Origin of the sequence: Acinetobacter baretiae, from assembly GCF_015627105.1 — a bacterium.
Lineage (GTDB): Bacteria > Pseudomonadota > Gammaproteobacteria > Pseudomonadales > Moraxellaceae > Acinetobacter > Acinetobacter baretiae.
This window is the reverse complement of the sequence record NZ_VTDM01000030.1, coordinates 1-22,764: the sequence shown is the minus strand read 5'-3', so window position 1 is coordinate 22,764 and position 22,764 is coordinate 1. Positions and strand designations below refer to the sequence as shown.

The 22,764-nt window shown below is 37.4% G+C and carries 19 protein-coding genes; 8 read left to right on the top strand and 11 right to left on the bottom strand.

All coding sequences use genetic code 11. The annotated features are described in order from the left end of the window. The first annotated feature begins 463 nt into the window (after nt 1-463). From grpE to I2F17_RS10905, 5 genes are all read left to right on the top strand, one after another. Complete coding sequence (gene grpE / locus I2F17_RS10925) at nt 464-1,006, top strand: nucleotide exchange factor GrpE (protein WP_196423646.1); 543 nt, start codon at nt 464-466, stop codon at nt 1,004-1,006. A gap of 115 nt (nt 1,007-1,121) precedes the next feature. Beyond that, the gene (gene dnaK, locus I2F17_RS10920; RefSeq protein WP_211139967.1) at nt 1,122-3,062 is read left to right on the top strand and encodes a molecular chaperone DnaK; all 1,941 of its coding nucleotides are present in this window, start codon (nt 1,122-1,124) and stop codon (nt 3,060-3,062) included. Nucleotides 3,063-3,254: 192 nt separating this feature from the next. After that, entirely contained in the window at nt 3,255-3,716 is a 462-nt protein-coding gene (locus I2F17_RS10915; RefSeq protein ID WP_235985955.1) for an aromatic acid exporter family protein, read from the top strand. A 251-nt stretch (nt 3,717-3,967) separates the two neighbouring features. Further along, nucleotides 3,968-4,381 (top strand): NUDIX hydrolase, encoded by a 414-nt coding sequence (locus I2F17_RS10910; RefSeq protein WP_196423649.1) that lies wholly within the window; start codon nt 3,968-3,970, stop codon nt 4,379-4,381. A 90-nt stretch (nt 4,382-4,471) separates the two neighbouring features. Continuing rightward, nucleotides 4,472-4,837 (top strand): hypothetical protein, encoded by a 366-nt coding sequence (locus tag I2F17_RS10905; protein ID WP_196423650.1) that lies wholly within the window; start codon nt 4,472-4,474, stop codon nt 4,835-4,837. Nucleotides 4,838-4,845: 8 nt separating this feature from the next. Here the strand turns inward: I2F17_RS10905 and I2F17_RS10900 are convergent, their stop codons facing one another. From I2F17_RS10900 to tyrS, 5 genes are all read right to left on the bottom strand, one after another. Further along, entirely contained in the window at nt 4,846-6,126 is a 1,281-nt protein-coding gene (locus I2F17_RS10900) for a lytic murein transglycosylase (protein WP_196423651.1), read from the bottom strand. 181 nt (nt 6,127-6,307) lie between these two features. Further along, nucleotides 6,308-7,426 carry a 5-(carboxyamino)imidazole ribonucleotide synthase gene (locus I2F17_RS10895; protein ID WP_211139963.1) on the bottom strand — a complete coding sequence of 373 codons (1,119 nt, stop codon included), beginning with the start codon at nt 7,424-7,426 and terminating at the stop codon, nt 6,308-6,310. 12 nt (nt 7,427-7,438) lie between these two features. After that, entirely contained in the window at nt 7,439-7,951 is a 513-nt protein-coding gene (gene purE / locus I2F17_RS10890) for a 5-(carboxyamino)imidazole ribonucleotide mutase (RefSeq protein WP_196423653.1), read from the bottom strand. Between the two features lie 868 nt (nt 7,952-8,819). Beyond that, nucleotides 8,820-10,640 (bottom strand): bifunctional metallophosphatase/5'-nucleotidase, encoded by a 1,821-nt coding sequence (locus I2F17_RS10885; RefSeq protein ID WP_211139952.1) that lies wholly within the window; start codon nt 10,638-10,640, stop codon nt 8,820-8,822. 121 nt (nt 10,641-10,761) lie between these two features. Next, nucleotides 10,762-11,991, bottom strand: coding sequence for a tyrosine--tRNA ligase (gene tyrS / locus I2F17_RS10880; RefSeq protein ID WP_211139950.1), 1,230 nt, complete (start codon nt 11,989-11,991; stop codon nt 10,762-10,764). Nucleotides 11,992-12,052: 61 nt separating this feature from the next. Between tyrS and I2F17_RS10875 the strand changes: the two genes are divergently transcribed. Further along, nucleotides 12,053-13,180 (top strand): anhydro-N-acetylmuramic acid kinase, encoded by a 1,128-nt coding sequence (locus I2F17_RS10875; RefSeq protein ID WP_196423656.1) that lies wholly within the window; start codon nt 12,053-12,055, stop codon nt 13,178-13,180. Between the two features lie 35 nt (nt 13,181-13,215). Here the strand turns inward: I2F17_RS10875 and erpA are convergent, their stop codons facing one another. Continuing rightward, the gene (gene erpA, locus I2F17_RS10870) at nt 13,216-13,551 is read right to left on the bottom strand and encodes an iron-sulfur cluster insertion protein ErpA (protein ID WP_196423657.1); all 336 of its coding nucleotides are present in this window, start codon (nt 13,549-13,551) and stop codon (nt 13,216-13,218) included. A gap of 163 nt (nt 13,552-13,714) precedes the next feature. Here erpA and I2F17_RS10865 point away from each other — a divergent pair, with 163 nt between their 5' ends. Then, the gene (locus tag I2F17_RS10865) at nt 13,715-15,631 is read left to right on the top strand and encodes an ATP-binding cassette domain-containing protein (RefSeq protein ID WP_211139948.1); all 1,917 of its coding nucleotides are present in this window, start codon (nt 13,715-13,717) and stop codon (nt 15,629-15,631) included. Between the two features lie 55 nt (nt 15,632-15,686). On the opposite strand, the gene I2F17_RS10860 is transcribed toward I2F17_RS10865, so the two are convergent. Next, the gene (locus I2F17_RS10860; RefSeq protein ID WP_211139946.1) at nt 15,687-16,067 is read right to left on the bottom strand and encodes a cytochrome b562; all 381 of its coding nucleotides are present in this window, start codon (nt 16,065-16,067) and stop codon (nt 15,687-15,689) included. A gap of 220 nt (nt 16,068-16,287) precedes the next feature. Between I2F17_RS10860 and I2F17_RS10855 the strand changes: the two genes are divergently transcribed. Further along, the gene (locus tag I2F17_RS10855; protein WP_211139944.1) at nt 16,288-16,833 is read left to right on the top strand and encodes a VTT domain-containing protein; all 546 of its coding nucleotides are present in this window, start codon (nt 16,288-16,290) and stop codon (nt 16,831-16,833) included. Between the two features lie 45 nt (nt 16,834-16,878). On the opposite strand, the gene gyrB is transcribed toward I2F17_RS10855, so the two are convergent. The 4 genes from gyrB to dnaA form a co-directional block, all read right to left on the bottom strand. Next, nucleotides 16,879-19,347, bottom strand: coding sequence for a DNA topoisomerase (ATP-hydrolyzing) subunit B (gene gyrB, locus I2F17_RS10850; protein ID WP_211139942.1), 2,469 nt, complete (start codon nt 19,345-19,347; stop codon nt 16,879-16,881). Between the two features lie 25 nt (nt 19,348-19,372). After that, a complete protein-coding gene (gene recF, locus I2F17_RS10845; protein WP_211139940.1) occupies nt 19,373-20,473 on the bottom strand; it encodes a DNA replication/repair protein RecF in 1,101 nt (366 codons plus the stop codon). Nucleotides 20,474-20,488: 15 nt separating this feature from the next. Next, on the bottom strand, nt 20,489-21,637 hold the full coding sequence (gene dnaN, locus I2F17_RS10840; RefSeq protein ID WP_211139938.1) for a DNA polymerase III subunit beta: 1,149 nt from the start codon (nt 21,635-21,637) through the stop codon (nt 20,489-20,491). Nucleotides 21,638-21,739: 102 nt separating this feature from the next. Next, on the bottom strand, nt 21,740-22,764 hold a 1,025-nt coding region (dnaA, locus tag I2F17_RS10835), incomplete at its 5' end, for a chromosomal replication initiator protein DnaA (protein ID WP_211139936.1).

Sequence of the window (22,764 nt, the reverse complement as noted above, 5' to 3'; positions counted from 1 at the left end):
GGCCATTCTACTCCGTTTCCAAAGTTTGTCAAATGCTTTTTGAAAGTTTTTTTAAACTACTTAACTCAACCCCCAACCAATCAATTTAAAGTCAAAACCCTAAATTAATCAACTAAGCTATTGTTTATCAAGAAGTTTCTCTCAACAGCACCGCCGATGGATACGCATTATATATAATCCCCTAGCCTTTGCAACCCCTAAATAATGCTTTTTTTAAAATTAGTCTGCAAACGAACGTTATTCAAACAATAATCCCTTAAATAACGCCTTTTTTCTTTAATGAGGGCTCTTGGTGACTTATTTATGCCTTCTACTATTGATTTTTTTTAGTTTGTCCGCATCTTGTAGTCAAGCCTATTTATATATTTTGTAGCTTTCATGACATTTATTTCAGTTTTGATCTGGTGAAATGTCGTGTGAGGACTAATACGTGTTTGGAAAAATGTTTAAACGGAGATCATCAATGACTAAAGAGCAAAAAGATCTAGCTCAAGAAAATACTGAATTAGACACTGAACAAGCTCAAGGTAATGAGCAAAATGACGTATCTAGTGTAAACGTTGAAGAGTTACAAGCACAATTATCTAAATTAGAAGATAGTGTAAAGCTTGAAAAAGCACGCGCTGCTAATGCAATGTATGAAGCCGAAAAAGTAAAAGAGCGTTTAGAACGTGAGGCAGATACTGCTAAAAAGTTTGCGTTAGAAAAATTTGCAAAAAGCTTACTTGAGTCTGTAGATAATCTAGAGCGTGCAATTTTGGCAACTGGCGATGTAGAGAGTCCATTACTAGAAGGTGTACAACTCACGCTGAAATCTTTACTGACGGCTTTAGAGAAACAAGATATTGTTGCTGTAGATACAGCAAATGGTTTCAATGCCGATTTACATCAAGCTGTAGGTATTGCACCAGATGCAAAAGCAGGTGAGATTGGTAATGTATTACAAAAAGGATATACATTATCTGGTCGTTTATTACGCCCTGCGATGGTTACTGTTGGCCAATAGGCTATTTTTGAGTCGGTTTAATTTTTTTTTGAGAAAAATACTTGAAAATTTTAGATTGACTCTCATATCGAATAATAACTGAAAAATATTGTAGAAAAATTGAGGAATTTATCAAATGGCTAAAATCATTGGTATTGATTTAGGTACAACAAACTCTTGTGTGGCTGTTCTTGAAGGTGACAAAGTTAAAGTCATTGACAACGCTGAAGGCGCACGTACTACACCTTCTATTATTGCCTATAAAGATGCAGAAATTTTAGTGGGTCAAAGTGCTAAACGCCAAGCAGTGACTAACCCTAAAAACACTTTATTCGCAATTAAGCGTTTAATCGGCCGTAGATATGAAGATTCTGCTGTACAAAAAGATATTGGTCTTGTGCCATACAAAATTGTAAAAGCAGATAATGGCGATGCATGGGTTGATGTCAACGACAAAAAACTTGCACCACAACAGGTGTCTGCCGAAATCTTGAAAAAGATGAAGAAAACTGCAGAAGATTACCTTGGTGAAACTGTAACAGAAGCAGTTATTACTGTTCCTGCTTACTTTAATGATGCACAACGTCAAGCAACAAAAGATGCAGGTCGTATCGCAGGTCTTGATGTAAAACGTATTATTAATGAACCAACTGCTGCTGCACTTGCATTTGGTATGGATAAAAAAGAAGGTGATCGTAAGGTTGCTGTATACGATTTAGGTGGTGGTACGTTTGACGTATCTATTATTGAAATCGCTGATCTTGATGGCGACCAACAAATTGAAGTGTTATCTACTAATGGTGATACATTCTTAGGTGGTGAAGATTTCGATAATGCATTAATTGATTATTTGGTTGAAGAGTTTAAGAAAGACCAAAATGTGAACTTAAAAAGTGATCCTTTAGCACTACAACGTTTAAAAGAAGCGGCTGAGAAAGCGAAAATCGAGTTATCGTCTTCTAACGGTACTGAAATTAACTTGCCATACATCACAGCAGATGCATCTGGCCCGAAACACTTAGTGATTAATGTATCTCGTGCAAAATTAGAAGGTTTAGTGGCTGATCTTGTACAACGTACGTTAGAGCCTTGTCGTGTTGCATTGAAAGACGCTGGTTTATCAAACAGTGAAATCTCTGATGTAATTTTGGTTGGTGGTCAAACACGTATGCCATTAGTGCAACAAAAAGTACAAGAATTCTTTGGTAAAGAGCCTCGTAAAGATGTAAACCCAGATGAGGCGGTTGCTATGGGTGCAGCCATTCAAGGTGCTGTACTTTCTGGTGATAAAACTGACGTTTTACTATTAGATGTGACACCATTAACGCTTGGTATTGAAACTATGGGTGGCGTGTTAACTGCAATCATTGAGAAAAATACAACGATTCCTGCGAAGAAATCTCAAGTATTCTCAACAGCTGCAGACAACCAACCTGCTGTAGATATTTCAGTTTATCAAGGCGAGCGTAAAATGGCTCAGCAAAATAAATTGTTAGGTAACTTCCAGTTGGGTGATATTCCACCAGCACCTCGTGGTGTACCTCAAATTGAAGTTTCTTTCGATATCAATGCAGATGGTATTTTGAAAGTATCTGCAAAAGACAAGAGCACAGGTAAAGAGCAATCTATTCAAATTAAAGCCAACTCAGGTTTGTCTGATGCTGAAATTGAAGCGATGATTCAAGATGCTGAAGCAAATGCTGAAGAAGATCGTAAATTTGAAGAACTTGCTAAATCACGTAACGAAGCAGATGCGTTAATTGCAAGTGCAAATAAAGCTGTTAAAGATTTAGGTGAGCAAGTTACTGAAGATGAAAAAACAGCCGTAACTACAGCTGTGAGTGAACTTGAAACTGCAACAAAAGAAAATGATGTTGAAGAAATCAAGGCAAAAACTGAAAGCCTACAAAACATTATTATGCCTATTACGCAGCGTGCTTATGAGCAAACTCAAGGCCAAGGTGGTGCACAAGGTTTTGACCCTAATGCATTTAACCAAGACGCAGGCCAGCAAAAGAAAGCTGATGATGGTGTTGTAGATGCAGAGTTTAAAGAAGTAAAAGATGACAAGAAGTAAGTTATAACCCTTACTTCGAAGTTATGAAGGTACCCCATAGGTCAATTTTGACTTATGGGGTATTTTTTATGTGTTAGACTCTTGAAAGTAAACAAATAATAATAACGTGTAAGTGAGTTAAATATGACGCCTATCTCTGTTAAACAATTTGCCAAAATTGTTTATGTCATTAAAATTTTGTTATGTGCGATCATGATTACTATTCTTTCTATTTGTTTTAATCAAGACCATGTATCACATTTATTTTTATGGGGTTCTTTGACTGCATTTTTAACCATACAAGCAGACATTGACCGTAAGGTCAATTTTAGTCAAGTGACAGGAAATCTAATTGGTTCGAGTATTGGTGTATGTATTTGGTGGCTAACATCTTATCTTACGAAACAGCACAGTTTCATTAATATTGAATATTGGTTATTAATTTTAGGGATTGTGCTTACAACAACAACATGTATTTTACTTAAACATGCAGAATATTGTGGGATTGCGTTATCAGGTTTGTTGATTGTTACCGTATATGATGTCACCCATAATACTTTTGAAGGCGCACTTTGGCGAATTTTATTTTGTGTTGTGGGCTGTGTGATCGCGTATATTACCGATACTGTTGTACGGTATTTTATACCGCATTTAAAAAATAGAATTTATAAATAAACAAACCTCTTTATTGTAAAATAAAGAGGTTTGTTGCCCACCCTCTGATTGTGTATTGTTATTTTTTATCTATTTTTTGTTGGGCAAAATCATCATATGCAATTATTTGTTCATAGTATGTAATCCTTAGCTTACATTGGTACAATAAATAAACAGGTTATTCCTAAGTTAATAATTTATTTAAATTTATTTTTTCATAAAATAAAAAATTATTTAAAAATATTTTATTCATTTATATCAAGGAGAATTTTATGACCATCGATTTAAATCAAAAAATTATTTATGTTGCAGCAGCAATCATTACAGACCCGTATCATCGTATGTTAGTTGTACGTAAAAAAAATACTCATTTTTTTATGCAGGTAGGCGGAAAAATTGAGCCATCAGAATCATCTAAAATTGCTTTACAACGAGAAATTAAAGAGGAAATTCAAGTGTCATCTCATATTAGACAAGATCTTGGCATTATAAAAACAAGTGCTGCCAACGAACCTGGATTTGCACTTAAAGCACATCTTTTTGAAGTCGATATATTTGGAACGCCTTATCCTAGTGCTGAAATTGCTGAAATGTTATGGCTTGATTTAACTCAAACTATATCTGTACCTCTTGCACCGCTGACAAGAGATTTCGTTATTCCTATGCTCCAACAAAAGATCAAGTAATCACAATGTATTTAAGTGATTTTAACTTTTACAATCACAATAAAATTTGTTATTGATAGTAAGCCGATTTGTCATATATGGAGTGCTATTATGAGTTTTTATCATATCATCATTGAAATCAATGATCATATCAGCAGTATTGAAGAGACTCGTGATCTTGAAATATTCGATATTGAAGATCTTACTCCTTATATTCATTCAATCTTTTTACCGTATATGCATCAGCAAATGATTGAACTTGAAGATGAAAATATTTTATGTGCTGACATTTTACATCTTGAAATTCAACACACACATATGCCTATCGCATTTTTAATTGAAGAAGAGCAAAAAGAATTACCAAGCGACACGCAAGTTACAATTTCTGCAAAAGAAATTTTTAATGATCATGAATTAAGTAAGAATATTACTGCAGTGGTATTTGATTTACTCAATGCAGTTAAAATCGAACTGTAATGTCTTCCTTATTGAGGTGAATTAATCGTTTGAATCGTATTATTTTTTCGAATCGCATTTAAAAATACTTGCCCTGCTCTTCCTGTTGGCGGAAGTCCCATTTTTATTTGTTCTTTTTGAATGGCTTGCTTTGTCTTGTCTCCAATAAGACCATCTGCTTGACCAATATCATAACCTTTTGCCAGTAAATTATTTTGGATTTCTCTACGTTCTGCTCTTGATGTACCCGGATCATCTGTTGGCCATGCAGTTTGAATGACAGGCTTTCCACTCAACCGATCAGAAAGATAAGCAATGGCGAGTGCATAACTTTCTGCTGCATTATAGCTATAAATGGCATCAAAGTTTTTAAACACCAAAAATTTTGGCCCTTGTGCACCTGCGGGCATAAATAAACCTGCAGGAGTTGCATCATTTAATGGCTCTTGTCGTAAAGGACGTCCATCTATGCGTGTGAGTCCTTGTGTAACCCAATAAGATAAAGGTTTTTTATTACGACGACTTTGTCCTGTTAAGTCAATATTGTTTGGTACAGAGACCTCAAAACCCCAAGGCATACCTGTTTGCCAACCTGCCGATTTTAAAAAGTTTGCAGTAGATGCAAGTGCATCATTTGTACTTGAAACCAAATCTCTACGGCCATCGCCATCAAAATCTACAGCAAGTCGCTCATAAGTGGAAGGCATGAATTGCGTATGACCAAATGCACCTGCCCAAGAGCCTTTTAATTGTGACTCTGTGACATCACCTCGTTGTAAAATACGTAAAGTGGCAAAAAACTCTGTACGAAAGTAACTTTGTCGACGACCATTACAGCTCAGTGTACCTAGCGATTGTAATAATGGATATTTTCCTGAAATATCTCCAAAATTACTTTCTACTCCCCATACCGCAACAACCATTTCAGCAGGTACACCATACACGGCGCTTACACGGCGTAATACATCTTGGTATTGGTTTAGTTTTTGTTTTCCTGTACTCACACGCTCGTCATCTACAAGCCCAGATAAATAGTCCCAAATGGGTGTAGAAAACTCAGGTTGGTAATTCAGTTTATCTAAAACACTATAATCTGGAATAAGATTACGTGTATAACGATCAAATATTTCACTAGATACACCTGATCTGAGTGCACTTGGCTTTAACTCAGCCATACATGTATTAAATGATGGATCTGATGCCACAGAAAGTGTTGAAGAAGATTGGTCGTTATTGGTGGTGTTGGCCTGAGCAATGGTACTATAGATTGCAAATACAGTAATACCGAACAGACTTAATTGCTTTTTCATAGTACAAAAACTCAGTGTGGAATTTAAAAATATAGACTAGCATTATTTTTTTACTTGTCATGTAGATAAGCGTAAATAAACATAATCATCCACACTTTCTATTTACTTATCCACAACTCAATCAATATACTTTCAAAAAAGCGATGAACATATCATCGCTTTTTTAATGCAAAGTCGTATCTTACCAAGTCATGTGGGCGGTCAACGACAGTGGTTCAGGTAAAATTTTAGCAAGCGCTTGACATAAAACAGGTAATTCGTGTGCATCGGTTGGCATAAGGGTAATATGGCCTAATTTTCTTCCCGCACGTTCAGTTTTATTGTAGAGGTGTAGATGCGCACCGTTGAGTGCTAAAACATCTTGAGTATGAGGATGCTGACCAATAATATTCACCATCACCGTTGGTTTAATCATTTCAGTAGACCCAAGCGGTAACCCTGTTACAGCACGAATATGATTTTCAAACTGTGAACATACAGCACCTTCTATTGACCAATGCCCTGAGTTATGAACTCTAGGTGCCATTTCATTGGCATATAAACCATTTGGAGTGACAAAAAGCTCTAAAGTCAGTACGCCAACGTAATTTAAATGCTGCAATAAAGTTGAGATATACTGTTCTGCAACAGGTTGTAATTCGCTACTGTTCGGTGCAGGTACAATAGAATGCGATAAAATCCCCTGATGATGATGGTTTTCCGCCAAAGGCCATGTTTTTACATCGCCATTTTGCCCACGTACCGCAATAATTGAGACTTCTCTTGAAAAGTGAACAAAGCTTTCAGCAATTAATGGCTGTGCTTTTCCTAATTCAGCCCAAGCCTGATCAAGATCTTCAATTGAACGCAGTACATATTGCCCTTTTCCATCGTATCCACCTGTTGCTGTTTTTAAAACAATCGGGAAACCTAGTGTATCAGTCGCGTGCTTCAGGTCTTCAAATGAGTTCACTTGAGCAAATGGCGCAACAGGTATTTGCAGTGTTTTAAATAAATCCTTTTCAAGCAATCTATTTTGTGCAATCGCCAATGCTTGACGAGGCGGATATAAATTTTTGCTTTGTGTCAGTATATCTACTTGTTCTAACGGTGTATTTTCAAACTCTAAAGTAAAAACGTCTGCATTTTCAATAAAAGTATTGAGTTGTTGTTTTTCTGGAGAAAAAACTGGGCCAAGTACAGCAGATGGACACGATGTACTGGCTTCAAAAAAAATACACTGAATATTCAGTGGTAATGCAGCCTGTGCCATCATACGACCCAACTGACCACCACCGAAAATACCAAGGGTTTTGTCCATAGCGAATACCTCTTATACTTGTCCAGGAATGTTTTTGCTTGCAACTTTTTCTGTTTGTGCAAGACGAAATGAAGCAACATTGGCTGCAATTGTACGATCTGTTAAACCCAAGATTTGTGCGGCCATAATCGCTGCATTCGTTGCACCAGCAGGGCCAATGGCCAATGTACCGACTGCAATACCTGCAGGCATTTGTACTATTGACAGTAATGAATCTACACCATTTAAAATCGATGATTTTACAGGTACACCAAGTACAGGTAGATCGGTTTTTGCGGCACACATACCAGGCAAATGTGCTGCGCCACCTGCACCTGCAATAATCACTTGAATACCACGAGATCTTGCCGTTTCAGCATATTCAAATAAACGATCAGGTGTTCTATGTGCAGAAACAACTTCAGCTTCAAATGGTACACCCAATTGTTTTAGCATATTTGCCGTGTGTTCTAGGGTCGCCCAATCTGACTGTGAACCCATAATAATTCCGACTAAAGGTGTAGCTTCTATGGCAGACGTGTTCATGTGTGATTCCAAAGCGCAAGTAAAGAAAAGATATGCAATGCATGTATACTTTATTATATCCTGTTTTTTGTTTTTAAGTCTTGCCCAAAACTTTTTCTCATCTTAGCGAGATCATCATTCAGTCATGATCTTAAATTTTTTTCTCTAAATGTGGTAAAGCAATATATGATTGAGCACTTACGCATCAAACATTCTTGCAGTAAGTGAAGATGTATTAATCAGTGCCATTGTGTCATACAATGTAAAACACCACCTTGTAAACCCATGTATTCACAGATCGATAGTATCAATACATCGCTGTATATCAATGATCACAAATAATTTTAGCTTAATGCAATATTTTTTCTATCGTGCAAAATTGAACTATTTATACTCTTCTCACACACATCATTTTTACAGGTTCATTTTTTAAATATAACGATCATGATATGTGTTTTTATCATTGATAGAATGATCATTATGTATGAGTAATCAATGACAGATAAAAAATGTCGATTCATATTTCACAATAATGTTGTTGTTTAAACAAATTTGCCTTAGAAAGGTACTCTTAACGTGAAAATTTTCTAGATAATTGCTTTTTTATTTCTTGTGCTTCAATGGCTAAAACACGTTTTGTTGATCTTCAAACATTGAAAATATTGCTTGGTGCCACTTTATTTAAACAAAAAATATCACTCCCAATCACTAAGTATTTCAAATATTGAACTATTTAATTGCATCAGCTTGAGTACAAAAGCCAATTGTGGAAAACTCGTAAGTTATACACAATCAGGTATAGAGTTATCCACAACATATAGTGCTTTATACACAAGTAAATCCACAGTTATCCACAATATATGGGATTACTGTGATGCAATAATAAAGGCTATGGCGATATATATTTTTGGGTACTGTACTCTGAATGTGGTAACCGAGTTAAAAATGCTGTCGATTGTTGTTGTTTTAAATCTTTTAAATAGTTCAAAAAAATATCGGCATAATCAACCCCAATATCTTTACGGCGTTCACCTTGTATTGTGGTTAACGTTGTATAGTAATTTGAACCTCGTGCTAAAAAATCAATTGTTGCAACTTGATAGGTTCGATTCAAATCAAAGGATTGATATTGCCCCTGAGTATTTTTAAATGTTAATTTTTCTACTCTGTGCCCTTTAGGATTTTTCATATCGACCTCCCAACGTAACCCTGCGGTGTAGGGATAAGCACCAATATCTGTATTTGCACCATCAATGGCATCTTCTAAAGTTGCTTTGACTTCATGACCTGTCATGGTTAATTGCATCAACGTATTTTTAAAAGGTAATAATTGATAGACCGTGGCAACATTGATTGGCCCTTGTGGAATTTCTATACGTACTCCTCCTCCATTTTGTATAGAAAGGTCAGCCGCAAAATATTTTTTCGCCTGTTGTAGCATGACATAGGCGACCAATTGTTGAATATCACCACCATAGGTCAAACAGTTTTCTTTCGGCTGTTTTGTTGGACGAGCTTGGGAACAAAATGCTTCATTTGCTGTACCCACCACAGTTTCTACATAAGTTTTCTTTTTAAGTTGATATGGTTGAAGTACCTTTTGCATGTGTAGATCTGGCTGAATAAAACGCAGTGGCGATTGCATTTTGGCAACCTGTTGTTGAATTTGCTGTTTTTGTGATGCTGTTAATGGGCGATTCGACTGAATACGTTGCATCTCTGTACCCAATAAAATATGTGCTGTACCACCACAATCTAAGACATTACCTTTTGGATCAAAGCTGACATTGAGCTCACCTACAGCATAATTGTATTGCCATGCTTGCGCTATACAGACTTTCTCACCCTGCTTATTGTTAACAACCGTTGGATAATCTGCAACGGGATTAAAGCCAACGGCTTTAAGATGTTCAGGACCAAGTAACGTATGTGAATCCCCTCCAATAATGACATCGACATCACTTAATTGTGCTGCTATTTTTAAATCTCGTTCATATCCTACATGCGTTTGTAAAATAATTTTATTAATCCCTTGTGCCTTTAAACGATCAATTTCCGCTTGTGCTGTTATCACTTCATCTGCAAATAGTGTATCTGCATTAGGTTGAGATGCATTTTTTGTTTTTCCCGCAATGGTTATTCCCACGATACCAATTTTTTGTCCTTGACGTGCAATCACCATGGATTTTTGAACAGTATTGGTTTGATACAATGCAGATGATGCGCCAAACGTAACATTGGCAGACAAAATTTGCATTGGGGTTTTACAGTGGCTTTGTTTAAAAGCATCAATCAATATTTTTAATCCTGCATCTTTGGCATCAAACTCGTGGTTTCCAAGCGTGAAACCATCAAAGCACATTTGATTGATTGCAGCAGCATCTGCTAAACCTTGGGTTAAATTAAAATAAAGATCACCTGTTATTGCATCGCCTGCATGTATTTTTATAACATTTGGATCTTTTTGTTCAATTTGTTTCATCATTGTTGCCACGCGAGCCATACCACCACGATTGATTTTAATATTTTCAGGCCCTTGTCCTAAATCAAATTTAAGAATGGTTTGCTCTTCATCTAAATGTGAATGATGGTCATTGATATGTGCTATGGTCAACGAAAATGGTTTAATCGGTTTAGGTGGGGCTTGGCAAGCTGTTAAAATAAAAGCAATTGGAAGTACACTGACACAATAAAAAGAATGTTTTTTCATTTTCAGAACAAATATCAACAATTAAGTGTGCCGTATTTTGCTGAGCTTTCATGTCGGCGATATGACAAATAAAAAAGAAGCCATATGATGACTTCTTTTTTATACTTGATATTTCAGGTGATTAATCGGTAAACGTGACTTTTGCAATGGCTTTTTTACCTGCTTGAATCACAAGGGTTTGATTTGTATTCACCGCAAAACCTGCATCAACAACTTCTCCTTCCACTTTCACAGCCCCGCGTGCGACCGCATCTTTAGCCTGTGCAGCATTTTTGGTTAAACCTGCTAAACGGAGGATCGAAGCAATAAATAACTCACCTGCTTCACCTCGTGATACGTTTACTTCTGGTGTGTCTTCAGGTACTTCACCATCAACAATACGATTACCCGCCCCCTTATGCGCATTGGCAGCTGCTTCTGCATCATGAAAACGCTCAACCAATTCTAAGGCCAAAATACGTTTAATTTCTTGTGGATTACGTCCTGCTTGAATGTCTTGTAAGAGTAATCCAATCTCATCTAGCCCCTTAAAACTGAGTAAGTCAAAATAACGCTCAATCAAACTATCTGGCATCGATAAAATCTTTTGGTAAATCGCACCAGGGGTATCAAATACACCAATATAATTACCCAAAGATTTCGACATTTTATTAACGCCGTCTAACCCTTCCAAAATAGGCACAGTAATACAGACTTGTGAAGCTTGGCCATAACGACTTTGTAATGTACGTCCCATTAATAAGTTAAACGTTTGATCTGTACCACCAAGCTCAACATCTGCTTCGAGTGCAACAGAGTCATAACCTTGCACCAATGGATATAAAAACTCATGAATTGCAATCGGTTGTTGGCTTTGGTAACGCTTGGTAAAATCATCACGCTCTAACATACGAGACACTGTTTGCTGACTGGCCAATTGAATTAAGTCAGCCGCTGATTTTTCTGCAAACCACTGTGAATTAAACACGACTTTGGTTTTTTGAGGATCTAAAATTTTAAAGACTTGTTCTTGATAGGTTTTAGCATTTTGTACAACTTGCTCACGAGATAACGGCGGACGCGTTGCACTTTTCCCCGTTGGATCACCGATCATGGCCGTATAATCACCAATTAAAAACAAAACCTCATGCCCTAAATCTTGAAATGTTTTCAATTTGTTAATAAGTACGGTATGCCCTAAGTGTAAATCAGGTGCGGTTGGATCGAAGCCCGCTTTTACACGTAAAGGACGATTTTCTTTCAATTTTTTCAGTAAATCTTCTTCTGAAATAATCTCATGCGTGCCTCTTTGAATCAGAGCCAACTGTTCTTCAGCAGGTAAGAAATTTGACATCATGCCACCCAAATACATTTGTTATCCAATTTGTGCGATATACTAACATTTTTTTAGCACATTGCAGGATTTGTTAAGCATGACATCAATCTACATTGGCGTGATGACAGGAACAAGTATGGATGGCATTGATTTTGTCGCGGCTTCTTTTGAACCACTGACACTCCATGCGACCTTAAGTATATCCTTCGAGCCAGATTTAAAAGATGAACTAATGGCACTGACTCGACCAGGCGACAACGAAATTGACCGTATGGGCAAAGCTGATGTTGCATTGGCTAAAAAAATTGCGCATGGCATTAATCAGCTAATTACAGACCATCATTTAGACCGTCAACAAATACGAGCCATTGGCTGTCATGGGCAAACCATTCGACACCGTCCTGAAGATGGTTTTACTTTACAACTCGGTGACCCACATCTAATTACAGAAATCACTAACATTGCCGTAGTATCAGATTTTCGCCGTAGAGATATGGCCGCAGGGGGACAAGGTGCACCTTTAGCCCCTGCATTTCATCAAGCCATTTTTCAACACCCACATATTGATCGTGTAATTTTGAATCTTGGTGGTATTGCCAATGTCAGTCTACTCCCTGCCAATCAAAAAAGTAAAATACTCGGTTTTGATACAGGCCCTGCCAATATTTTAATGGATGGCTGGTGTCGCAGATATACAGGTCAACCCTTTGATGAAAATGGAGATTGGGCTGCACATGGTACAGCCATTCGACCACTGTTAGATCGTTTATATGCTCATGATTTTTTTGCTAAAGAACCACCAAAAAGTACAGGTCGAGAAGACTTTAACCTAGATTGGCTAGATGATCAGTTAATTGATTGGCGCAATGATCCTGAATATGAAGAACTAGATGATACTGCCGAGAATATTCAAGCAACACTTGCTAAGCTAACTGTTCGAGCGATTCAAAAAGCGATCTATCGCTCAGGCATGAAAGATGGTGAAATGTATGTGTGTGGTGGGGGTGCATATAACTCTTATGTATTAGAGCAATTACGTTGGCGTTTACGTAAACACGAATGGAGTGTCCAAACCACAGATGCGCTTGGAGTGTCACCAACATGGGTAGAAAGTACAGCATTTGCATGGCTTGCCATGCAGTTTATTGAACAACGTACAGGAAATTTACCTGCTGTAACAGGTGCAACAGGGCCACGTATTTTAGGTTCAATCACGAGCGTTTAGAATGATTCCTATCGGTGGCCTTTGGGTCACCTGATTTAAATTGAAAATGAAGAACCACAGCCACAGGTCGTGGTTGCATTTGGGTTTTTAACCACAAAACGAGAGCCTTCTAAACCTTCAATATAATCAACCACTGAACCGATAAGGTACTGATAACTCAACGAATCAACCACCATTTTAACATCACCATTTTCAAATGCTGCATCATCATCATTGGCGCTTTCTGCGAAGTTAAAGCCATACGAGAAACCAGAACAACCACCACCCGTTACATAGACACGTAACATGAGCGCCTGACTACCTTCACTGTCACGCAGTTGGCGTACTTTTTTTGCAGCATTATCTGTGAGTAATAAAGCTTGTGCAGTCATGATCTTTATTCCTTAAATCAATCGATTGGGCACACCCAAATAGACCGCTAATATAGCATATTTCGTGCATAAAAAGCCGTGTGATGATGTATTGGTTTTTATTTTTTGTTTTCAAATGTTTTACCATTTAGAATAGAGCATAATTCAATACAGCGAAAAACTTATGATCCAGCTTGAACACCTTAGCATACGACTTGGTGGTCGTGTTCTTTTTAAAACAGATGCCATGGTACAGTTACATCCAGGCTGGAAAATGGGATTAACAGGTGTAAATGGTGCCGGTAAATCCTCATTATTTGGTGCACTTCTTGGCAAAATTACTCCAGATGAAGGTAATTTAAGTCGTCCACAAGGCTGGACGGTTGCACATATGGCTCAAGAAATTGAAGCGCTTGATATGCCAGCCATTGATTTTGTTCTTTCAGGTGATGAAGAATTTTGGCAAATACAACAAAAACTCAATGATGTTGACAATTTATCTAACGATGAAATTGCAGAATATTATGGTCGCTTTGATGAAATCAATGGCTATACCGCACCAGCCAAAGCAGCACAGCTCATGGCAGGTTTAGGTTTCTTTGAACACCAAATGCAACTCAATGTAGAAAGCTTTTCGGGGGGCTGGCGTATGCGTTTAAACCTCGCACGTACCCTCATGAGTCGCTCAGATTTATTATTACTCGATGAACCAACCAACCATTTAGATTTAGATGCCGTTTTATGGTTAGAAGATTGGCTAAAAAATTATGCAGGTACGTTGGTTTTGATTTCACATGATCGTGATTTTTTAGATGCAATTACCGACCATATTTTACATATTGAAAACCAACAACTCACTATGTATACAGGTAATTACTCAACCTTTGAAACTATACGTAGTGAACGCTTAGCACAACAACAACAAGCTTTTGAAAAACAGCAAGAAGCGCGCGCGCATATGCAAAAGTATATTGACCGTTTTAAAGCACAAGCCACCAAAGCAAGACAGGCACAAAGCCGTATTAAACAACTTGAACGTATGCAACTTCTTGCACCTGCGCATGTCGACAATCCTTTTACGTTTAGTTTTAGAACGCCTACTAAAATGAGTTCACCTTTGCTGAGTCTAGATCAGGCAACGATTGGTTACGGAAATAAAGAAATTGCCAGTAACGTCAACCTACAAATTACACCAAGTACGCGTATTGGTCTTTTAGGAATGAATGGTGCAGGTAAATCGACTTTAATTAAATCCTTGGTCGGTGATTTGGCTTTAATGAAGGGTGAACGTAAAGACTCTGAATTACTCAATCTTGGTTATTTTGCACAGCATCAAATGGATGCGCTTGATGCAAATGCAAGCCCAATGTTGCAATTGGCACGTCTTGCAGGCAATACAGTCAGTGAAGCTGCCCTACGTTCATTTTTAGGGAGCTTTGGTTTTACCGGTGAGCGTATGGATACTGTATGTGAAAAGTTTTCAGGGGGTGAACGTGCACGTCTTGCCCTTGCGCTCATTGTTTGGCAAAAACCAAACGTACTTGTATTAGATGAGCCGACCAACCATTTAGATTTAGATATGCGCCATGCACTCACAATGGCACTCAATGATTTTGAAGGCGCGGTCATTTTGGTATCACACGAACGCCAACTGATTGCTAGCGTATGTGATGATTTGTTATTGGTTCATGCAGGTACATGTCGTGAATTTAATGGCGATTTAAACGACTATGCACAATGGTTACGCGAAGCAAGACAACAACAAATTAATGCCAACTCAGCCGCGCTCAAAACACCTGAGCCCGTTGTTACTGCACCTAAAGAAGTACCACGCAAAGAAAGTGCGAAACAGCGAGAACAAACACGTCCTATCCGAAAAAACATTGAAAAAACTGAAGCGAAAATTGAAAAGATTCAAGCACAACTTGAACCTATTAAAATTGCGCTTGCAGAAACTACATTGTACGACATTGAACGAAAACAAGAGTTGCTTCAAATCATGGATCAAGAAAAACAGCTAACAGATGAGTTGGCACACCATGAAGAACAACTGCTTGAACTCATGATGCAACTTGAAGACATGGAACAGTCATTTCTATAGCTGTATAACATGTTCCACGTGAAACATCGCACCATAAAATAGCTATTTTATGGTGCTATTTAAATACGTTATGCCCTGCATCTTTAATTTTCATTAACGTATTTGTCTGCTGTGCTTGCTTTAAATTGGTATCAACTAATCCTGTTAGACGATCAATTTCTACAACCAATTGATCTAACATTCGGTCATACGCTTTAATTTCTGGGCTGTTATCCGGTTCACTCATCAAAGTATGAGGTATGTTTTGTTTTGAATCTAAAGCATTTTGTTTCATGTCGCCTAAGGCCTGTTTGGCTTGGTTGCTATTGCTAGATTTTACAAACATCGTATAGTTTTTTGCTAAACCTTGCATATCTACTTCTAAGCTGCCTGCGTATACGACTGAACTAGACATAAGAATTATGGCCAATACAGCGTTTTTAAGTGACTGAAGCATGTTATATTCCTTAAAATATTGAACTCATTAACCCTAAATAGCTTACACATTTAAATTAATTTTATTTAAACTTTTCTATGAAAAGATATCTCATCATCGTTTCGACTCTATTTTGCGTAATATGTGCTAGAATCAACACCAATATACGTTGATTGTATACCTTTTGTGCTATATCTTTTTGTGACAGATTATCCAAATATAAAGTGGGAATATCACCCCAATGAGTTTTTTTGATTTACTACTAAGCTTTGAAAATTATTTGCCTGTACTAGTACAAGAGTATGGCATTTGGATTTATGCAATTTTATTTTTTATTATTTTTGCTGAAACTGCATTTATCTTTATGTTCTTCTTACCTGGTGACAGTCTCTTACTCGCAGTGGGTGCTATCTGTGCAACCACGGACTTTTTACATGTCGACTATATGATTATCTTGCTTTTCTTTGCCGCTACACTCGGCTATATGGTCAACTACTCTACGGGTAAGCTACTTGGTGGGCGCATATCACATTCGAACTCCCGTTGGATTAAAAAAGAATATCTCACGAGAACCGAAGACTATTTCGTCAAACATGGTGGTAAAACCATTTTAATGGCGCGCTTTATTCCATTTGCTCGTTCTTTTGCGCCATTTGCAGCAGGTTCAAGTCACATGAACTATGTTTCATTTATGATGTATAACATTGTTGGCGCTTTTATTTGGATTGTTTTACTGGTTGGTATAGGCTATTTATTAGCCTCTGGTGTATTAGGTTTTATGAAATAAAAAAAAGGTATTCTTTATAGAATACCTTTTTTTGACACAGTTGGTTTATGCATCAATATCTGCATTTAATGCATTTTGTTCAATAAATGCACGTCTTGGTTCCACATCATCTCCCATCAAGCAACTAAACATACGATCTGCTTCAATTAAATCTTGAATAGTCACTTGTAGCATATGGCGATTTTCTGGGTCCATTGTGGTGTCCCATAACTGTTCGGCATTCATTTCACCTAAACCTTTGTAACGCTGAATCATCATGCCACGGCGTGAATCTTGTAAAATGTTATGCCATACTTCATGAAAATTATTGACTGGAATACGACGCTCACCTTTCACCAAATAAGCACCATCTTCGAGTAAATTAAACCAGCTTTTTGCATTTTTCAGCAATCTTGCATATTCACTCGATGCCAATAAACCAGCATCAAGCAAGTATTGTTGAGGCAAGTTATGCACATACACTGTAATACGTGGCCAGTAATGTGTTGTTTTTATGCCTTGCTCATCTTCTTTTTCGAAATCAACCAATGTAATTTCTGGACGTAAATTTGCTTGCATGGCAAGCACATGCTGTTTGAGCTGTTCAGCCCATGTTTCTACATAATGTTTATCACCTATTTGATGAATCATGAACGGTTCAATAGCAAGCAAGCCATCAAGTACGGTTGCAGGATAACGTTGCGTTAATCGACTTAAACTTTTTTGTGAAATTTGATAATCTTTAATCACACTCGAAAGTGCCTGCCCTGAAATCGCAGGTACATCATGGCCAATATGAAGCGATAAATCATCAATTGCATTGGAAATTAAAAATGTTTCTAATGCTTCATTGTCTTTTAAATACTGCTCATGCTTCCCTTTTTTTAATTTATACAGCGGTGGTTGTGCAATATAAATATGGCCTCTTTCTACAAGCTCTGGCATTTGGCGAAAGAAGAAAGTGAGCAATAATGTTCGAATGTGTGAGCCATCCACATCGGCATCCGTCATAATAATAATTTTATGATAGCGTAATTTTTCTGGATTGTACTCTTCACGCCCAATGCCACACCCTAGTGCAGTAATGAGTGTTCCTACTTCTTGGCTAGAAATCATACGGTCAAAACGAGCACGTTCGACATTTAAGATTTTTCCTTTCAGCGGTAAAATCGCTTGCATTTTACGATTACGACCTTGCTTTGCACTACCACCAGCAGAGTCACCCTCGACCAAATACAATTCAGACAATGCAGGATCTTTTTCTTGGCAATCTGCCAATTTACCTGGTAGACCTGCAATATCTAACGCACTTTTACGGCGTGTCATTTCACGTGCTTTACGTGCAGCATCACGAGCACGTGCAGCATCAATAATTTTTCCTGCAATGGCTTTGGCTGCTGTTGGGTTTTCTAGCAAATATTCAGAAAAAGATTTATTCATAGCTTGCTCTACAGCAGGCTTCACTTCACTAGAAACCAATTTTTCTTTGGTTTGTGATGAAAATTTAGGATCAGGTACTTTCACTGAAATAATCGCAGTTAAACCTTCTCTTGCGTCATCACCAGAAACATTCACTTTTTCTTTTTTTAGAATATTTTCTTTATCTAAATAATTATTTAAACCACGAGTTAAGGCTGCACGGAATCCAGCAAGGTGACTCCCTCCATCTTTTTGTGGAATGTTGTTGGTAAAGCATTTCACATTTTCTTGATATGAATCATTCCACTGAAGTGCAACTTCAACAGCAATCCCTTGGTCTGAGTCAGCAGTGAAGTGAAAGATATCATTGAGATGTGTTTTTCCTTCATTGATATATTTTACAAACTCAGATAAACCACCTTCATAATCATAGTTATATGTTAGGTTTACACGCTCATCAATGAGAGTAATTTTCACTCCTGAATTTAAAAATGATAACTCTCTAAGTCTTCTTGCCAAAATATCAACATTAAAAATCGTTTGACTAAATGTGTCTGCACTTGGCCAAAAACGCACCATTGTACCTGTTTGTTCAGTTGTACCAATCACGCTTAATGGCGATTGCGGTACGCCATGGGCATATTGTTGTTGATGAATTTGTCCTTGACGATAAATGGTCAACTGTAATTGGCTTGAAAGTGCATTTACAACGGATACCCCAACGCCGTGTAAGCCACCAGAGACTTTATAACTATTGTCGTCAAATTTACCACCTGCATGCAAAATCGTTAAAATTACTTCTGCTGCAGAGACCCCTTCTTCAGGGTGAATATCAGTTGGAATACCACGGCCATTATCAGAGACACTTAAAGACTCATCTTCGTGAATGGTGACAATAATTTCATCACAATGCCCAGCCAATGCTTCATCAATGGCATTGTCCACCACTTCAAATACCATGTGGTGTAAGCCTGTACCATCATCTGTATCGCCAATATACATACCAGGTCGTTTGCGTACCGCATCTAAACCACGTAAAACTTTGATACTTGAAGAATCATAAGCATGTTCATGATTTAGTTCTGTTTGAGAAGCAGATTGAGATTCTGAACTCATGGTGTCTCCCTACTGGTAAATAATATTATTCATGCTCAAGTGGTGTAGAGGGTTGTATCTGCACAACACCTGCATGTACATTAAAAATTTGGTACGATATACATAGATCATGTAAATGTTGTTTTACGATCGCATCATCTAGTGTCGTTAAAAAGACTTGACTACCTAACGTATGTAATCTTGCTAATAAACGCTGTTGAGCAGCGTAATCTAATTCTGCGGTCACATCATCTAATAATACCACAGTTTCCTTGTTACTCGCATGAAGCATCGCAATTTGCGAGAGTTTTAGTGCAACAATAAGAAGCTTTTTTTGCCCTCTAGACAATACATCTGAAGCACTGCCCTGTGCCGTCTTTAACCTTAAATCTGCTCTATGTGGACCATGTTCTGTATACTTACGTTCGCAATCTTTGCCATGTTGTTGCTCTAATACCTGAGCTAAACCAAATTCGGTTTGAAATCCTGCAATATATTCTAATTTTAAAGTTAAATCGGGCAGTAGATTTTTTACCTCTTGTTCAAAAAAAACTTGCCATTGCATAAAAATAGCCACTCGTTGCAAATGAAGTTGTTCACCATATTCGGCAAGTAAGTTGTTCCATGGCTGTATATCTGTGATGGATAGATGCTTATGTTGCTTAAGCATACTATTTCTTTGTTTTAACGCACGAGCATATTGCAACCATGTTTGATAAAAGCTAGGTTCCACGTGGAACATCAACCAATCAAGCAATTGTCGTCTTGGTTTAGCGCCGTGGTCAATAATTTCTATACTTAAAGGATCAATATATTGTAATGGTAACAATTGAGCCAATTGGCGTTGTGTGGCTAAACGGTCACCATTAATTTTTATACGCTGCTCCCCAGAAGAAAATTTTTGTATGCCGATTTTATCTGAATGCATTTGAGCAAAAATAATGCCGTGTGGCTGTTGATGCTGTATATAGTATTTGGGCATGTGCGTACGAAAAGAACGCCCTGTTGCCAAAATGTGAATTGCCTCTAATACTGAGGTTTTACCCGAGCCATTAATACCATACAAGACATTAAACGGCTGTAAATTTTTCATTACAACCGTTTCGAGGTTTCGTATTTTCTCGATATATAATCGTTCTAAATACATGATTTTATTTTCAAATTAAACACGCATTGGCATCACAACATAGGTTTGATCTGGATATGCTGGATCTTGTACCAACACAGATTGATTGGCCTCTGACATCGTCATACGCACATCATCACCATCAAGTACATTTAATACATCGAGTAAATACTGTGCATTAAATGACATCTCCAAGGTATCATGAGGATATTGAATCATGAGATCTTCACTGGCTTCGTCTTGTTCAGGATTGTTTGCACGAAGCTTGAGAGTATCTGTATAGAAATTTAAAAATACGCCTCGTAATTTTTCATTACTCAAAATAGCCACACGTTGTAATGATTGTTTAAATACATCATGACCAATCATGACTTGTTTATCACCACCTCGTGGAATGACTCTTTTATAATCAGGAAATTTTCCATCTATCAATTTTGTTGTAAAACGAACAGTGACGTCACCTTGTTCTTTATCACGGTTTGGAATATTAATACCAATATTTAGTAATTCACGACCAATAAATAATACTAAAGGTTGTTCATCTAAACTCAATAAACGCTGTAACTCACCCACCGCTTTACGAGGAATAATGGCCTGTAATGGTTGATCTAAATGAGATTGAGCAACGGTTTCAGCAAGTGCAAGACGATGTCCATCTGTCGTAACAGCACGCAACTGGGTTGAATCAATTTCAAGTAAAGTACCTGTTAAATAAAAACGAACATCTTGTACTGCCATTGCAAATGCTGTTTTTTCAAATAAACGTTTTAATGATTTTTGTGCAACTTCAACACGGCTTCCTTGTACACCATCTGTACTTAATAACGGATAATCTTCTGCGGGTAACGTACCAAGTACAAAACGGCTACTTCCTGATTTTAAGATACAGCGCAAGTCATCTGTAATTTGTAAATCAATTAAAGCTGCTGCTGGCAGCGATTTACAAATATCCATTAATTTACGTGCAGGTAGCGTCGTTTCACCCGTTTTCAAACATGCACCATCAACAAAAGGAACACTCGCAACAAGCTCAACTTCTAAATCTGAACCTGTAATCGTCAATGCCTGTTGCGTTGCAGTCATTTTTACATTCGACAAAATATTGAGCGTATGACGACGTTCAACCACGCCAACCACATGTGATAACACATTCAATAAACTTTCTTTGGCGATTTTTAAGTGCACAATATATATCCTCTTATACCTATATTTTGTTTAAAAAATATACTTTAATTTTCATTCCATTTTACCATGCAAAATCACTGATAATTGTAGTGGAATAAAATTTTAGCTTTGTAGTAAGCGCATCAGGTTTTTATAATCTTCATCAAAAATAGGATCACTCTCTCGAAGGCTAATCACTTTTTCACATGCATGCATGACTGTACTATGGTCACGCCCGCCAAATGACATACCAATATCAGGAAAACTATTTCCTGTCAGATCACGAGTCAGCCCCATCGCAAGTTGCCGAGGACGAGCGTAAATACGTGTACGCTTAGGCCCTGTCAACTCTTTCATCGGTATTCTAAAATACTCACTTACCACTCGTTGTATATTATCGGTTGTAATATTTCGTGCACGAATAGCCAACACATCTTTGAGTGACTCTCGAACAACGTCTAAATCTATTGCTGTGCCTTTAAAACGTGCCATTGCCACCACTTTATTGAGTGCGCCTTCCAACTCTCGTACATTAGCGACCACCTGTTGTGCGACAAAAAGTGCACAATTTCTTGGCAAATCCACCTGCATGGTACTGGCTTTTTTGAGTAAAATTTCAATACGTGTTTCAATGTCAGGAGGTTCAACACCCACAGATAATCCCCATGAAAAACGCGAAACTAAACGTGCATCTAACTCTGTTAATTCTTTTGGATAACGATCCGATGTTAAAATAATTTGTTTCGATTCATCGAGTAAAGCATTAAAAGTATAAAAGAACTCGACTAAACTTGCCTCTTTACCCGCCAATAAATGAATATCATCAACCAACAATAAATCTAAAGAACGACAATTTTTCTTAAACTCATCTACCTTGCCTTTTTGCAAAGAACTCACAAAATCTTGTACAAAATTTTCTGCCGTCATATACATCACACGTGCATTAGGTTTGGCATGTAGCAAAGCATTACCCACAGCTTGCATTAAATGTGTTTTTCCAAGACCTGTAGGTCCATATAAAAATAACGGATTATGTTGTGACTCTCCTAAATACGTCAAAACTTTACGGCATGTTTCTGCAGCCATTTGATTTGAACGACCTTCAACAAATAATGCAAAAGTAAATAATGGATTGAGCTGTCTACGTT

What these genes read in the sequence shown, in the direction of transcription:
- I2F17_RS10865 (WP_211139948.1), top strand. Translation starts at nt 13,715, where the DNA reads ATGATCCAGCTTGAACACCTTAGCATACGACTTGGTGGTCGTGTTCTT.
- I2F17_RS10860 (WP_211139946.1), bottom strand. Translation starts at nt 16,067, where the DNA reads ATGCTTCAGTCACTTAAAAACGCTGTATTGGCCATAATTCTTATGTCT.
- I2F17_RS10895 (WP_211139963.1), bottom strand. Translation starts at nt 7,426, where the DNA reads ATGGACAAAACCCTTGGTATTTTCGGTGGTGGTCAGTTGGGTCGTATG.
- dnaK (WP_211139967.1), top strand. Translation starts at nt 1,122, where the DNA reads ATGGCTAAAATCATTGGTATTGATTTAGGTACAACAAACTCTTGTGTG.
- I2F17_RS10910 (WP_196423649.1), top strand. Translation starts at nt 3,968, where the DNA reads ATGACCATCGATTTAAATCAAAAAATTATTTATGTTGCAGCAGCAATC.
- I2F17_RS10885 (WP_211139952.1), bottom strand. Translation starts at nt 10,640, where the DNA reads ATGAAAAAACATTCTTTTTATTGTGTCAGTGTACTTCCAATTGCTTTT.
- I2F17_RS10900 (WP_196423651.1), bottom strand. Translation starts at nt 6,126, where the DNA reads ATGAAAAAGCAATTAAGTCTGTTCGGTATTACTGTATTTGCAATCTAT.
- grpE (WP_196423646.1), top strand. Translation starts at nt 464, where the DNA reads ATGACTAAAGAGCAAAAAGATCTAGCTCAAGAAAATACTGAATTAGAC.
- purE (WP_196423653.1), bottom strand. Translation starts at nt 7,951, where the DNA reads ATGAACACGTCTGCCATAGAAGCTACACCTTTAGTCGGAATTATTATG.
- I2F17_RS10905 (WP_196423650.1), top strand. Translation starts at nt 4,472, where the DNA reads ATGAGTTTTTATCATATCATCATTGAAATCAATGATCATATCAGCAGT.
- tyrS (WP_211139950.1), bottom strand. Translation starts at nt 11,991, where the DNA reads ATGTATTTGGGTGGCATGATGTCAAATTTCTTACCTGCTGAAGAACAG.
- gyrB (WP_211139942.1), bottom strand. Translation starts at nt 19,347, where the DNA reads ATGAGTTCAGAATCTCAATCTGCTTCTCAAACAGAACTAAATCATGAA.
- erpA (WP_196423657.1), bottom strand. Translation starts at nt 13,551, where the DNA reads ATGACTGCACAAGCTTTATTACTCACAGATAATGCTGCAAAAAAAGTA.
- I2F17_RS10915 (WP_235985955.1), top strand. Translation starts at nt 3,255, where the DNA reads ATGATTACTATTCTTTCTATTTGTTTTAATCAAGACCATGTATCACAT.
- I2F17_RS10875 (WP_196423656.1), top strand. Translation starts at nt 12,053, where the DNA reads ATGACATCAATCTACATTGGCGTGATGACAGGAACAAGTATGGATGGC.
- recF (WP_211139940.1), bottom strand. Translation starts at nt 20,473, where the DNA reads ATGTATTTAGAACGATTATATATCGAGAAAATACGAAACCTCGAAACG.
- I2F17_RS10855 (WP_211139944.1), top strand. Translation starts at nt 16,288, where the DNA reads ATGAGTTTTTTTGATTTACTACTAAGCTTTGAAAATTATTTGCCTGTA.